The organism is Wolbachia endosymbiont (group B) of Aricia artaxerxes, assembly GCF_964026975.1.
GTDB lineage: Bacteria > Pseudomonadota > Alphaproteobacteria > Rickettsiales > Anaplasmataceae > Wolbachia.
Map to the genome: position 1 here is coordinate 413,880 of NZ_OZ034718.1, position 13,764 is coordinate 427,643.

Annotated in this window: 13 protein-coding genes; 8 read left to right on the forward strand and 5 right to left on the reverse strand. The window is 33.4% G+C overall.

The features are described from left to right. The first annotated feature begins 42 nt into the window (after positions 1-42). Together AAGE00_RS01940 and AAGE00_RS01945 are read left to right on the forward strand one after the other, a co-directional pair. Positions 43-1,059: an extracellular solute-binding protein gene (locus AAGE00_RS01940; RefSeq protein ID WP_213864016.1), complete on the forward strand. Its 1,017-nt coding sequence runs from the start codon at positions 43-45 to the stop codon at positions 1,057-1,059. Between the two features lie 80 nt (positions 1,060-1,139). After that, complete coding sequence (locus AAGE00_RS01945) at positions 1,140-2,027, forward strand: aspartate carbamoyltransferase catalytic subunit (RefSeq protein ID WP_149168670.1); 888 nt, start codon at positions 1,140-1,142, stop codon at positions 2,025-2,027. Between the two features lie 494 nt (positions 2,028-2,521). Here the strand turns inward: AAGE00_RS01945 and AAGE00_RS01950 are convergent, their stop codons facing one another. Continuing rightward, a complete protein-coding gene (locus AAGE00_RS01950) occupies positions 2,522-3,604 on the reverse strand; it encodes an ankyrin repeat domain-containing protein (protein ID WP_341815306.1) in 1,083 nt (360 codons plus the stop codon). Between the two features lie 192 nt (positions 3,605-3,796). Here AAGE00_RS01950 and AAGE00_RS01955 point away from each other — a divergent pair, with 192 nt between their 5' ends. The 5 genes from AAGE00_RS01955 (at position 3,797) to AAGE00_RS01975 (ending at position 9,801) form a co-directional block, all read left to right on the forward strand. Then, positions 3,797-3,928 (forward strand): WPE palindromic element domain-containing protein, encoded by a 132-nt coding sequence (locus AAGE00_RS01955; protein ID WP_341815307.1) that lies wholly within the window; start codon positions 3,797-3,799, stop codon positions 3,926-3,928. 211 nt (positions 3,929-4,139) lie between these two features. After that, a complete protein-coding gene (locus AAGE00_RS01960; RefSeq protein WP_149168672.1) occupies positions 4,140-5,114 on the forward strand; it encodes an ankyrin repeat domain-containing protein in 975 nt (324 codons plus the stop codon). Continuing rightward, a complete protein-coding gene (locus tag AAGE00_RS01965; RefSeq protein ID WP_213864018.1) occupies positions 5,098-6,864 on the forward strand; it encodes a pentapeptide repeat-containing protein in 1,767 nt (588 codons plus the stop codon). The genes AAGE00_RS01960 and AAGE00_RS01965 overlap by 17 nt, the downstream gene beginning before the upstream one ends. A gap of 35 nt (positions 6,865-6,899) precedes the next feature. Further along, on the forward strand, positions 6,900-7,508 hold the full coding sequence (gene gmk, locus AAGE00_RS01970) for a guanylate kinase (RefSeq protein WP_007302097.1): 609 nt from the start codon (positions 6,900-6,902) through the stop codon (positions 7,506-7,508). Between the two features lie 244 nt (positions 7,509-7,752). After that, positions 7,753-9,801: an ankyrin repeat domain-containing protein gene (locus AAGE00_RS01975; RefSeq protein WP_007302098.1), complete on the forward strand. Its 2,049-nt coding sequence runs from the start codon at positions 7,753-7,755 to the stop codon at positions 9,799-9,801. Here AAGE00_RS01975 and sdhA read toward each other — a convergent pair. Both sdhA and AAGE00_RS01985 read right to left on the reverse strand, forming a co-directional pair. Next, the gene (gene sdhA, locus AAGE00_RS01980; RefSeq protein ID WP_012481881.1) at positions 9,773-11,572 is read right to left on the reverse strand and encodes a succinate dehydrogenase flavoprotein subunit; all 1,800 of its coding nucleotides are present in this window, start codon (positions 11,570-11,572) and stop codon (positions 9,773-9,775) included. The genes AAGE00_RS01975 and sdhA overlap by 29 nt on opposite strands. A 208-nt stretch (positions 11,573-11,780) precedes the next feature. Further along, positions 11,781-12,191, reverse strand: coding sequence for a zinc-ribbon domain-containing protein (locus AAGE00_RS01985; protein WP_007302100.1), 411 nt, complete (start codon positions 12,189-12,191; stop codon positions 11,781-11,783). 38 nt (positions 12,192-12,229) lie between these two features. Here AAGE00_RS01985 and dapD point away from each other — a divergent pair, with 38 nt between their 5' ends. Continuing rightward, positions 12,230-13,072 carry a 2,3,4,5-tetrahydropyridine-2,6-dicarboxylate N-succinyltransferase gene (dapD, locus tag AAGE00_RS01990; RefSeq protein ID WP_052264857.1) on the forward strand — a complete coding sequence of 281 codons (843 nt, stop codon included), beginning with the start codon at positions 12,230-12,232 and terminating at the stop codon, positions 13,070-13,072. On the opposite strand, the gene AAGE00_RS01995 is transcribed toward dapD, so the two are convergent. Together AAGE00_RS01995 and AAGE00_RS02000 are read right to left on the reverse strand one after the other, a co-directional pair. After that, entirely contained in the window at positions 13,073-13,354 is a 282-nt protein-coding gene (locus AAGE00_RS01995; RefSeq protein ID WP_052264858.1) for a DUF2610 domain-containing protein, read from the reverse strand. Further along, positions 13,355-13,747 (reverse strand): hypothetical protein, encoded by a 393-nt coding sequence (locus AAGE00_RS02000; RefSeq protein WP_007302103.1) that lies wholly within the window; start codon positions 13,745-13,747, stop codon positions 13,355-13,357. Positions 13,748-13,764: the final 17 nt, after the last annotated feature.

Here is a 13,764-nt window from a genome sequence, read left to right on the forward strand (position 1 = left end):
TATTTTGATAGCTTGAGATGATGACAAGGAAGGGGTTTGTTTATGAAAAAAGGTTTAATATTTATATCTTTAGTAGCGGCTTTATTGATAGTCGTTAATTTTTTATATAAAAATAGCGGAATTGATGATTCACAAGTAGTAAACGTTTATTCATCTCGTAAAGAAGAATTAGTACATAGTTTGTTTGATGATTTTACAAAAACCACTGGCATCAAGGTACGTTATATCATTGACGATTATTCCCAATTGCTTTCACGCATGGAAAATGGTGGTGAAGCTGATTTGTTTTTAACTGCAGATGCAGTGAATTTGATTTTAGCCAAAAAAAGAGGGCTCTTATCTCAAGTGGATTCAGAGACTCTAAAAAATGCCATACCTGCAAAATTTAGAGATAATGAAGATTATTGGTTTGGTCTCACAAAAAGAGCTAGAATATTGGTTTACAATAAAGAATCAGTAGATCCTAAGGAATTAAGTACCTATGAAGATTTAGCGAATGAAAAATGGAAAGGGAAAATATTAGTACGCTCTTCCACAAGTCCATATAACCGATCATTGATCGCTTTTATGATTGCAAAAAATGGTTTTGAAAAAACAAAAGAATGGGTGAGTGGAATTGTAAGGAACATGGCAAGAAAACCAAGCGGTGGTGATACAGATCAAATTTATGCTGTAGCCGCTGGTGAAGGCAATGTTGCAATAGTAAACAGCTACTACTTTGCAAGAATCCTTTCATCAGAAAATAAAAAGAATATCACAGAAAAGTTAGGAGCTTTCTTTCCGAGTGATGGTGTAATGGTGAATATTAGTGGTGCAGCAGTAACAAAAAACGCAAAACACAGAGAAAATGCCATAGCTTTATTGGAGTTTTTTGTAAGCAAACAGGCTCAAGAGCTATATGCTAAAAAAAATCAAGAATATCCTATTGTTGAAGGTATTGAAACTTCTGATGTGTTAAAATCTTGGGGAAATTACCTACAAAGTACTCTGCCTATAAGTGAGCTTGAGAAGCATCTCTTTGAGGCTGTTATGATAGCAGATGAATGTAAGTGGAAATAAAATTTTATAGCTTCCTTCTACTTTACTTTACAGTTGTGTAATTGAAATTAAGAAAGTAGAATAAGCTCAAAAAAGGAGCTATGGACAAGAGAAGGAATTTATTAAATATCTCAGACCTCACAATCGGTGATGTAGAAAATATAACTAAATTAGCCAACCAATACCTTGAAGAAAAAGTTGAAAATAGTCATGTTCTGAAAAATAAAATAGTCATAAACCTATTCTTTGAAGATTCAACACGTACGCTCGCATCTTTTGAAATAGCAGCAAAGAGCCTTGGAGCAAATGTTATAACTTTACCAATAAAATCTTCTTCTATTAACAAAGGGGAAGATCTAAAAGATATGATAAAAACACTAAATGCAATGAATCCTGACTATATGATAATCAGGCATAAAAGTAGTGGTATTATTAATACATTGGCAAAGCATGTCAACTGCTCGCTAATCAACGCAGGCGATGGAAGCAGTGAACACCCAACTCAAGCTCTTGCAGATTATCTCGTAATTATCAGTCATAAAAAGCAAATAAAAAACCTCAAAATTGTGATATGTGGAGATATTTTGCACAGTAGAGTTGCAAGATCAAATATAAGATTGCTAAAAATGTTTGGAGCAAAAATAAGCTTAGTTGCACCACCAGCTTTGATTTGTAAGCATCTTCCTGAAGTAGATTCACTTCATTATTCATTAACTGAAGGTATAAAGGATGCTGATGTAATTATGCTCTTGAGGTTGCAGAAAGAGCGCATGAATAATAATTCTTCAGAAAAAGAATATTTTCATTTGTATGGACTTGATGCACAAAAACTATCGCATGCAAAACCCGATGCAATTGTTATGCACCCAGGACCAATAAATAGAGGCATTGAGATTAGCAATGATATAGCAGATTGTGTTATTTTACAGCAAGTAAAGTTTGGATTAGCAACGCGTAAGGCAGTACTGCACTATTTAATAAATGTTTAAGTTAAAAATTAATGTTTAAGGAATTTTAGACATAATGACCCTCCTATAAAGAAAAGATTTAGAAAAATATAACACACCTTATGACAGAAATTAAGCGTACGTGTACGCACTGAAGTAGACTGTGCTATATTTTTTTATTGAGAGATTAGTTGAAAAGTCTGCAGACTTGAATAAGGTGAATTTCGAGCTCTAAAATACCCTCATTTTCACTAATAATAATCAAACTACAAAATGTGTCAAGTAATTTTTGCACTTAATTTAGCAAATATTTATTTGCTAAAAATACTATAAACGCAAAGTGATAGATGTCATGAAAGTAGCCTGACACTGGCATCGAGTTAAATTTGCAAGTATAAAAGTTATGCTAAAATATAACGTTTCTGATAATGATAGAAACCAGTGTCAGCTACTTAGATGACACCGTTTAGTACGCAAATTACCACTGAGCATTTATTTGCAAAAAGTACTATAAACACAAAGCCAGCTTTAGTTTACTACTTCCACTTTAAAGCTATCACATTTTCACTTAAAGGTTGAGTAGTGAAAACATTTTTAAGTGCGGTAGCTACGTCTATATTTGGATCTCTATCCTTTTCTTTTTTCACTTCTGCAATTACGTAACCAGCTACTCCACCTAGCGCTAGACCAACGACAGCTGATGCTATACAAACTCCAATAGCTGCTCCTGCATAATATGCTATTGCCATACCTAAAGCTAAGCCTATTGCACTACCAACACCAACATAGATATATTCCTGCAAAAGTTCTTTTTTTTGTATGTAACTTTTTTTTTGTATATAATTTTTAAGATATTCTTCTATATCTGGTTTTCCATTTTTAGCAGCCCAAATTAGTGCTGTGTTTCCATTATTGTCTTTTGTATTAATATCTGCTTTTGCCGTTTCTACCAGGTACTTCACTACCTCTAAATGACCCTCTTTAGTAGCACATATTAGAGCAGTGTTTCCCTCTTTATCTTTCATATTAACATCTGCTTTTGCTTCTACTAGGCACTCTACTATATCTAAATGACCTCCTAAAGCAGCAAGCATTAGTGCTGTTCTTCCTTTATTTCGACTTATAACATTAACATCTGCTTTTGCTCCTATCAGATACTTTACTATACCTAAATGACCCAATCCAGCAGCAAACATTAATGCAGTGTATTCACAGGTATCTTTTTCATCAATCCTTGCTTTTCCTGCGTGTATCAGCCACTTTGCTATATTCACCTCACCTAATCTAATAGCCCACATTAGAGCAGTGTTTCCCTCTTTATCTTTCATATTAACATCTGCTTTTATTCCTATCAGATACTTTACTATACCTAAATTACCCGATTCAGCAGCACAAATTAGAGCAGTGTTTCCCTCTTTATCTTTCATATTAACATCTGCTTTTACTCCTATCAGAAACTTCACTACATCTGGATAACCAAATACAGCAGCTAACATTAATGCAGTACTTCCATGTTCATCTGCAGCATCAATATCTGCTCCGCCCTGTATAGCCTGCTTAACAAGATTTAGCTGACCGCTTTTAGCAGCATCTAGTAATTGTTTATTTTGTGATAACATATACCCCCTAAAAAAATTATATAATTTTAAAAAGCTTGAGTAAGAAAAAGTATTAATTTCACCCGAAATAGCCTATCTAATTTTAGCATTTTATTTTCTATTAGCAAATATAAATAAGGCATTTTTCACTCTATGTCATAATTATGAACATTTATTTGCAAAAAATACTATAAACATAAAATGATAGATGTCATGCCAGTACCCAGACATTGGGATCCAGTTAAATTTGCGAGCATAAAAGTTATGCTAAAATATAACGTTTCTAATGATGATGGACAATGGATCCCAGTATCAAGTACTGGGATGACAAGAGAAATGGAATAACATTATGAAGGTGTCATTCCAGCGCGTGACGCTGGAATCGAGAAAAAAAACAGTGTCAACTACTCGAATGACAATTTCAGATGAAACCTAGATAAAAGAGAAAAATAAATTTTTACATAATCATACTTGTACAATAACTAAAGCACTTTTTACTGTAGATTAATCATTTGATTATAGTATCATTTTAATTAAGCCTATATTTGCAATGTTTATGAAATATAAAGCATTCTTCATACTATTAATTGTTATATCTAACCTGCTTGCTGCAGAACAGCCTGAAGAAAATAAAAATGAAAGCAGTATAAATCAAGAAGACGTATCGAAAAGCAACACTGATGCTGAAAAAACTTCGCCGCTTCTGAGCGAACTCAAAGAAATCACAGACCCAACAAATGTAATCAATGAAGAAGTACCTTCAAGTAATCAAACAAACCTACAGTCTGAAGAGGAGACTAATATAAAAGATACCAAAGCTCTAACAAGTCCTTTATCAGAAGAAAAAAAAGAAGAACCTGAAGAGAAGAAAATCAGTCACAATAATCAAACAAACCTACAGCCTGAAGAGGAGATTAGCAAAAAAGACACCGAACTTTCAACAAGCCAATTAACAGAGAAAAAGAAAGAAGAACAGCCTGACAATATAACACCTGTGAACAAAAAAAATGAAAAAAGCGAAAAATGGACAAAGCTAAACAAAGAAATAAAAAAACATAAAAGCAAGTCTATATATAAAAGACAATATGATAGCCTAAATGAGCACCTTCCTAAAACTATATTTACTGATGATTACAGTAAGCAATTTTTTTACTGCATCAAGAAGGGCAACTTAATTTGTCTAAGAGGAGTAATAAATAAGCTAGAAAAAATTGGATTAACAATTCAAGAAATACTAAGATTTAGAAATAAATTGGGTGATACTCCTCTAATTTATGCAGTGAAACAAGGTCAAATAGACACAGTTCGCTTTCTCTTATTACAAGGTGCTGATCCTAGAGTAGTTGATAATAATTTTAAGTCCCCTATCGACATAGCAATTGAGAAAAAGAAGATCGATATAATAAATGCAATTGCTGAAATGATGCCATACCTTTTAGAGGATAAAGAAATAAACAATGAAGAAGACTCAGAGATGTATAACTTTGCTATAAAAACAAAAGAAAGTACCTGCGATGAAAAAGATAATTAGACTTTTGATATTAATTTTAGTTGGTCATTTATGCTATGGAGATGATGCAATCAATGATTTTTTAAGTGCTCTGCACGATGTAAAATACATATCTTACAATACAAAAGATTTTGCTAAATTTTTAGTACAGTGTAATAAAGCCAGCATACCACAAGATTTTAAGAAAGGTTTTGGTCCTAATTTAAATGGTGCTAATTTTAGTCAATTGTATTTAAGCAAATCTATTTTTGATGGAGTAAGTTTAATTGGTGCCGATTTTTCTAACACCGATTTATCAGATGTGTCTTTTATCGATGTTGATTTGCGTGGTGCCAATTTTTCCAATGCTAATTTACATGGCGTTAAAATAAAAGGCACAAATTTAAGTTTTTCAAAATTTGCTTCTACAAATTTAACAGATATCATATTTGATCAGTCTAATATCAGTTATGCTGATTTTATCAATTCTAATCTCAACAAAGTAAGTATGCGTAATATAATTGGTTTGCATACCAAGTTTTTGAATGTAAAAATGAATTTCTCCAATTTATCAAACTCAAGTGCAAGCTACATCAATTTTAGTGATAGTGAAATAAACGACACTGTTATGCAGAAAAATAATTTCGACAACGCAAGTTTCTTTGGAGTGGATGCACATAAGCTCAAGGTACAATTTTCTTCATTAAAAAATGCTAACATATATGGTGCAGAAATAAAAAAATCGGATTTTACAGGTAGCAATCTTTCAAACGCCTATTTTAATTCTTCCATTATAGTCAACAGTAATTTCGAAAAAGCCAATTTAAGCAATTCACAAATTTCCTATGTGAAAGGGGATAATTCAAACTTCATTAAATCTATACTAAATGGTTCCAAGATAAAACATGCATATGTTTTCGAAGCAGACCTTCAGGATGCTGATTTATCTAATATTGATTTTAGTTTTAGTGAATTGTATAAAGTTAATACCTATAACGCTAACATTTGTCATGGAAAGTTTCATAATACTAAAGTTGTGAATTCTGACATGAGTGGTTCGTTCTTTGATCATTCATTGTTTACCTCTGCAAAAATAGAAGATTCAGATCTTTCTAGAACTTCAATTTATAAGACAAAAATTAAAGACTCTCAAATTTATAATAGTACTCTTTCCCACCATAATATGGATTCGAGTGAGATAGAAAATTCAATATTCTTCAAATTATTAGCTGATAATTCGAGCTGGTCTAAGTCAAAAGTCACTAATTCAAACTTTATTGAAAGTGATTTCAAATCCTCCGTGTTTTATGATAATGCCTTTAGAAAGACTAGTTTTTTTCTTAGCAATTTGAATAATTCAACAGTGAGTGATGTCTCTTTCCTCTCTTCAAGCATATATAAAAGTTCAATTGCTGATATTCATTTAACAGATTGCAAATTTGATAATTCAATTATGATTGACAATCAGGGACAGAGCAAAATTACAGGTCTAGAGAGTGCTATAACTTCAATTAAAGATCTGCAAGAGAAAATATCGCAGGGTGAAAAATTTGATGTAAATTATTCTTACTTTGAGTTTAAAGATATGAATTTAGAAAATGCTATTTTTTCTAATTCAATATTAAGCAGAGCAAAGTTTGTAAACGTTAATTTGAATAAGGCAAATCTTGAAAAAGCCGATTTACGTTATACTGTCTTTGATAATTCCTCTCTTATTGATGCCAATTTATCAAATTCTAATTTAGAGGGCTCTAGTCTTTTAAACTTTGATTTAAAAAATACAAAGTCTTAAAAAAGCTCTATAATGTACTTGTTAAATAAAGAAAAATGACCGTAAAAAATGAGGGCATACTACTGATTCTATCCTCTCCTTCTGGAGCTGGAAAAACTACTATCTCAGAAAAATTACTTGAGCAATCAACTGATTTAGTTATGTCTGTTTCTATGACTACACGCAAACCTCGTCCCGGTGAAGTAAACGGAAAAGACTATTTTTTCGTTACTGAAGAAAAGTTTCACGAACTATGTAAGGCTGGTCAAATGCTTGAATATGCCAAAGTTTTTGAGAATTTTTACGGTATACCAAAAGATTTTATAGAACAAAACCTGAGCAGTGGAATAAGTGTTTTACTGAATATAGATTGGCAAGGAGCATTTCATTTGTTTGAAATCTTAAGAGAAAAAGTTGTAAGTGTTTTTATACTACCTCCCTCAATGGAAGAGCTTAGACTGCGTCTACAAAGGCGTAATAGTGATGATGAAATTGAAATAGAGCGTAGATTAGCCGAAGCGCAAAAAGAGATAAGTAAAAGTAATAAATATGATTACGTAATAATTAATGATAATCTTGATAAAAGCGTAGAAGAGATAAAATCAATACTAAGTAAAGGAATGCTTAAAAAATTAGAAGAAAAATCAAGTTTGAAAGATCTATAAAAATATTTGTTTATCTCTTTTAGCAGCATTCACGTTTCACAGTTTAGCCACATTTATTATTTTTTAAGATAAAATAGTTAAAATAGTAGACAAGTGCTAAAGTGGGGATTTGACTATGACAATAGATTTTCTAATAGAAACTAGTTTTCTGCCTTTTCACCTATATTTCGATAACATCTAGCTCAATTTAAAAGTTTAATACAATTCGTTAACGCCAAATAGCTTTTAATATTGAGGTTTTAATATGAGTATAGATTCAAGTGTATTAGTTAGTAATGCAAATAAACTAGACAAATGTATAAACAAAAATGAAAAACAAGATAAAAAAGACAAGCAATTGTATAATATTATAGAGAGAAAGGTAAAAAAAGAAAAACATAAGCATGAAAAACCAAGAAGTCGAGATGGAACACTCAAGGAATGTAAAAGGTTATTTAAGGAAGGCGCTAGTCCTGAAGTATTAACTAAATTAGAAGAATCGCTTAGAGAACAGGAAAAATATCACAGATATTATGTCCAATGTTTCCTTCCAGTGCTAGGTGAAGTAATAGAACGATCGAAAAGAATATCAAATGAAACAAAAAAACAAGTAATTTCTGAAGTCACTAAAAGTTGTTTTAGTAGGTACAGCGAACAAGACAGTGGCTACGGTAGCGATTTTGAAGATGAAATAAACGGAATATCAGATTCTGATAGCGATTTTGAAGATGGAATAAACGGAATATCGGATTCTGATAATGACGTTCAATTACTAAATGCAATCCAAAATGGAAACAACAGGAAATTTAGAAAATACCTAAAAGATTGCACAAATATCAGTGGCATAACAGATGAAAAAGGAAATAATATTTTACACCTTATTGCATCGCTCAAAAAGAAACAAAAGCTTAAGTTTCTAGATACCTTGATAAAAATAGCTAACGAGAAAAATTTAGTACAACTTGTTGATAGTGAAAATCAAGAAGGAAAGACTCCTTTTCAGGTAGCACTAATTAACAAGATAATAAAAGGGAAACATGATTCTCACACAATCCAAGATAACGATAACACACTTAAGTTTCTTGCAAAATTGTTAAAGTATGGAGCCAAGCTAAGCTTACCTACAGAGGATTTAGAAAAATTATCTAAAAAGCAAAATGAATACTATCTTAAATTTTTAGAGAAATTGGCTGAGCGAAAACCAGAAATAAAAACAAAAGTTGAAGAAGTTATAGCCCATACCATAAATACTCCAGATAGTAATGATAATTATCAACTACATTTAGCAATTAAAGATAAAGATGAAAAATCTTTTAAGGAATTATTGAAAAAAGGAGCAGATATTAACCTTAAAGATGCAAATGGCAATAATGCTTTACACCATATTGCCTTGCTGAGAGGGAAGCAAAAAGTTACATGCTTGAAATTAATATCAGCCTTAGTAAAAGAAAGAAAAATATCTGAAGATAAATTAGATGAAGCTATAAAAGCAACTAACAGGCAAGGAAATACACCTCTAGAATTAGCACTAAAGAAAAAAGCAGAAAAAAAAAGTATCGAATACCTATCGCAAGAAACAATTTTTGATTTAGCAACTAATTATGATAATACAACAAAGTTTTGTGCAGCATTATTACAAAACGGTGCTAACCCTGATTCTTTATGGTTAGAAGATCCAGAACTCCATACTAAAAAGTACTATTTAACTTTACGAGATCTAAAAGATTGTTCAAGCACTCCACAGAAAGCACAGGAGAAAGCTAAAGAACTAAAAGAGAAGCTTGAGGAAAAATACCACTGTGGAACTGCTTCGAAAAAATGTCAATCAGGCATTAAAAAGCTAGGTTCTGGTGTAAAAAAAGGAGCATCTGTTGTATGGAAATGCATTGATCCGGGCAGGAGAGCTAGTGTATTGTTAGCAATCACAGTAGCAACTACTATTATTACAATGGTAACACTTTCTTGCTTTCAAGGACAAATTGCAATTGGAGCAGCGTTACCCATCATAGCTATAACAGGAGTGGTCTGTCTGATATTCACTTTGGGACTTAGCGGCATTAGGAAGTCTGTTAAGGAATTAACCAACGATAAGCAAAGCCGTAAAGATGATCACCTAGCTGCAAAACAACCTGAAAATATTACTGAACAACAAAATTTAGCTAACAACTCAGCAGAGCAAGAAGTACAAAGATCGTCAAATCAATCGGAGCATACAGAAAGCCCAGCTACTCAAATGAGCTATGTATCAATACTACGTCAATTTATAAATAAACCAGATGGGTTAACTAATAAATTCTCTTTTCCGGGGCGATGAAATCAATCTCATCGCTCAGAGTTTTTTCAGCAACTTTTTTATAGTCAATTTCTACACTAACTTGGCTTTTCTCTTCTTTAAGCCATGCTATAGTATGCTTCATCCAGTTTTTATCATCACGTTCAGGGAAATCTTCACGAGCATGAGCACCCCTGCTTTCCTCGCGATTAGCTGCGCATTCCATGGTAATAACTGCTTGTGGAATCATATTGGCAAGCTCCAGAGCTTCAACCAAATCACTATTCCATATCATACTACGATCTTCAACTGCAATGTTAGGCATCATTTTTGCTACTTCTTTTATAGCTTTTTTACCTTCCTCTAAAACTTCAGCAACACGGAATACCGATGCATATTTCTGCATAGTGTGCTGCATTTCACTTCGTATTTTTGCTACTTTGAACTCTCCGGAAGCAAATCTCATTTTATTAAATCTATCTACTATCCAGTCTGTGCAGTCTGAATGCAATTTTTTATGTGGTGTATCAGGTTTCAATTTTTCTTTTGCCCTAAGCGCGGCAGCTCTACCAAAAACCACAAGATCAAGAAGCGAGTTAGAGCCAAGTCGATTTGCACCATGTACAGAAACACATGCTGCCTCTCCTATTGCAAATAATCCTTCTACCACTTCTTCTTTACCTTTTTGCAACGTGATCACTTCCCCATGATAGTTGGTCGGAATACCGCCCATGTTGTAGTGAACAGTTGGAATAACAGGTATCGGATCTTTAGTAACATCAACTCCTGCAAAGGTTTTTGCTGTTTCACTAATACCTGGCAATCTGAGTTTGATCACTTCCGGATCAAGATGCGATATATTCAAGTACATGTGATCTTTCTTTGGCCCAACTCCCCTTCCCTCTCTAATTTCAATTGTCATTGCTCGACTTACTACATCACGAGAAGCCAAATCTTTTGCCTTTGGCGCATAACGTTCCATAAACTTCTCACCCTGAGAATTAACGAGGTACCCACCTTCACCGCGGCATCCTTCCGTCATCAAGCACCCTGAGCCATATATTCCTGTTGGATGAAATTGCACAAACTCCATATCTTCAAGTGGCAACCCAGCTCTTACCACCATGCCATTACCATCACCTGTGCAGGTGTGTGCACTTGTTGCAGAAAAATAAACACGTCCATAACCACCTGTTGCTATTACCACAAAATGTGCACGAAATCTATGCAACGTACCATCACACAGCGACCAAGCTATCACCCCACAGCATGTCCCTTTGTCCATAATCAAATCGATTACAAAATATTCGACAAAAAATTCAGCGTTAAATTTAAGACATTGCTGATATAGAGTATGAAGAATTGCATGCCCAGTTTTATCTGCTGCTGCACAAGTACGCTGAGCCGATTTTCCTTTACCAAAGTGAGTTGTCATTCCACCAAAGGCACGCTGATATATTTTTCCATCTTCCGTACGAGAAAAGGGTACACCAAAATTTTCAAGTTCAATCACAGCTTTGGCAGCATTTTTACACATATACTCTATTGCATCTTGATCGCCAAGCCAGTCTGAACCTTTTATTGTGTCATACGCATGCCAGCGCCAATCATCTTCAGCAATGTTGCTCAAGGCTGCACTAATTCCGCCTTGTGCTGCAACTGTATGACTCCGTGTAGGGAAAATCTTAGAAATACAGGCAACTGAAAAATTAGTTGCAGCCATTCCAAGTGTTGCTCTAAGCCCTGCTCCACCTGCACCCACTATCACCACATCATACTCATGCTCTATGATTTCATACGCTGACTTATCCATATCCACTTATTTTATCATCACAGGCTTATAATATCACAGAAGTAGAAAAAATCTATACAAGTTTTCTGGATGTAAGCTTCTGAAACAAATCTATAGTAAACGATGTAATAACAACCATAGGGCGTCATGAAAGTAGCTGAAATTGGAATGACACTATCATAAAGGAATAAGTGTAGTTATTTGCATAACATTGATGACTTATGCCTATTTAATTAGATCTAAAATTAGATAGAAAAAGGTAATCTTGATAAAACTCATTTACAACAAGTTCTCTCGCACTTGAATTTTCCGTTTGCACTTTTTTGTATCCTAATTTATGGCTTATTGAATCTTTATATGAACTAACTGCTTTATATATCTTACTTACCTCTCCTGGAAAGATACCACCAACAATTATAACGCATAACCCTGCAACTGTTGCAAAAGCTAGAGTTAAACTTTGCCTCCAGTTAGCTTTTTTTTCTTGTATACCAGCAGGGCACAATTCACTTGACATTTCTTTTAGATACTCATGCCACATGTGATTGCAGTTTGTACATTTCACTTTTCTTCCAGATTCACCTATTTGCCCACGAGATACTAAGTAAGTTTTAGTACAATTATGACATTGTATTTTCATAGTGCTTACGTATAAAATAATATAAATTTGATATCAATATGTATATAATAAATGAAAAATTTGCAACTAAAAAATTACAAGATGAGATAGAAAATATTTGGAAAGATAAAGAAAAACTTAACGACTATAATCTAAAACACGAAGCAAGATTAATAATCAAAGAGGTAATTGAGTTACTTGACAGTGGTAAAATTAGAGTAGCAGAAAAGCTATCAAGTGGAGAATGGATAGTACATAAGTGGATAAAGCAGTCAATATTATTACATTTCCTCACTGAGGAAAGCAAAATAATAGACAACACCAATTGCTGGTTTGACAAAATCGGTAGTAAGTTTAGTGAATGGAATGAAGAAAAATTTTACCATTCAAAAATTAGAGCAGTTCCTGGATGTTTTGTCCGCCAATCTGCTTACATAGGTAAAAATGTTGTTCTAATGCCAAGCTTTATCAACGTTGGTGCATACATTGATTCTGGCACAATAATAGACACTTGGTCAACAGTTGGTAGTTGTGCACAAATAGGAAAAAATTGCCATATTTCCGGTGGAGTGGGAATAGGCGGAGTTCTTGAGCCCATTCAAGCTTCTCCAGTCATTATAGAAGATAATTGCTTCATTGGAGCGCGCAGTGAGGTAGCCGAAGGTGTTATAATAAGAGAAGGATCAGTCCTTAGTATGGGGGTGTTTATTGGAGCATCAACAAAAATTATTGACAGAGAAACAAGCAAGATATTTTATGGTGAAGTACCACCTTACTCTGTAGTTGTACCAGGATCTACTCCACCTAAAAACAACATTTCAACCTATTGCGCAGTTATAGTAAAAAAAGTGGACGAGAAGACGAGATCAAAAACTTCTATAAATGAAATATTGAGAATCTAACTACTTACCGTCACTTTTTTTATCATTATTACTAACTATAGTAATGGCATATGCGCATAATTCTGGAAAAGAGATCCCGTTTTCTTGAGACAGCTTGTATAATTTTTGCAAACTTTCTTTAACTTTATTAGGAATGTTTCCTCCACGCTCCTTTGCAAGCCATGAATCTTGATGGTGAATTGGATGAGTATCACCCTTTGGATTTCCTATATATACTGCAAAAGGTGCATTCTGTCCTTTGAAATCACACTGTACAGTAAATTTTTTTATAGACTCAACCATTTAAAGACCTCTACTTTTCTTTTTAACCGATTTTATAGAAGATACAAGAGGTGGTTTTTTGATAAAATCTTGCCTATTAAACACACTTTCTTTGCCTTCTAAAGCTCGACGAACATCGGCTCTGCTTAGCTGTGACTCTTTTGCTACCCTCATTCCATGCTTTACCATAATATTAGTATATGCTAACACTTTTTTTACTAACTCTAGATCACCATTCAACATTTGAACCAATGCTTGAAATACCTCCGCTAAAGTTAATCCATCAGCACTTACAACCTTATTTTCTACAAAATTGATAGCTTCTTTAAATTTATATTCAATACCATCATCTTGAGGTATAAGGGTAACATAATCCGTATCTTGATTGTCCATAACCAAAGGAATACTACTCATATGTTTTTAAACTTATA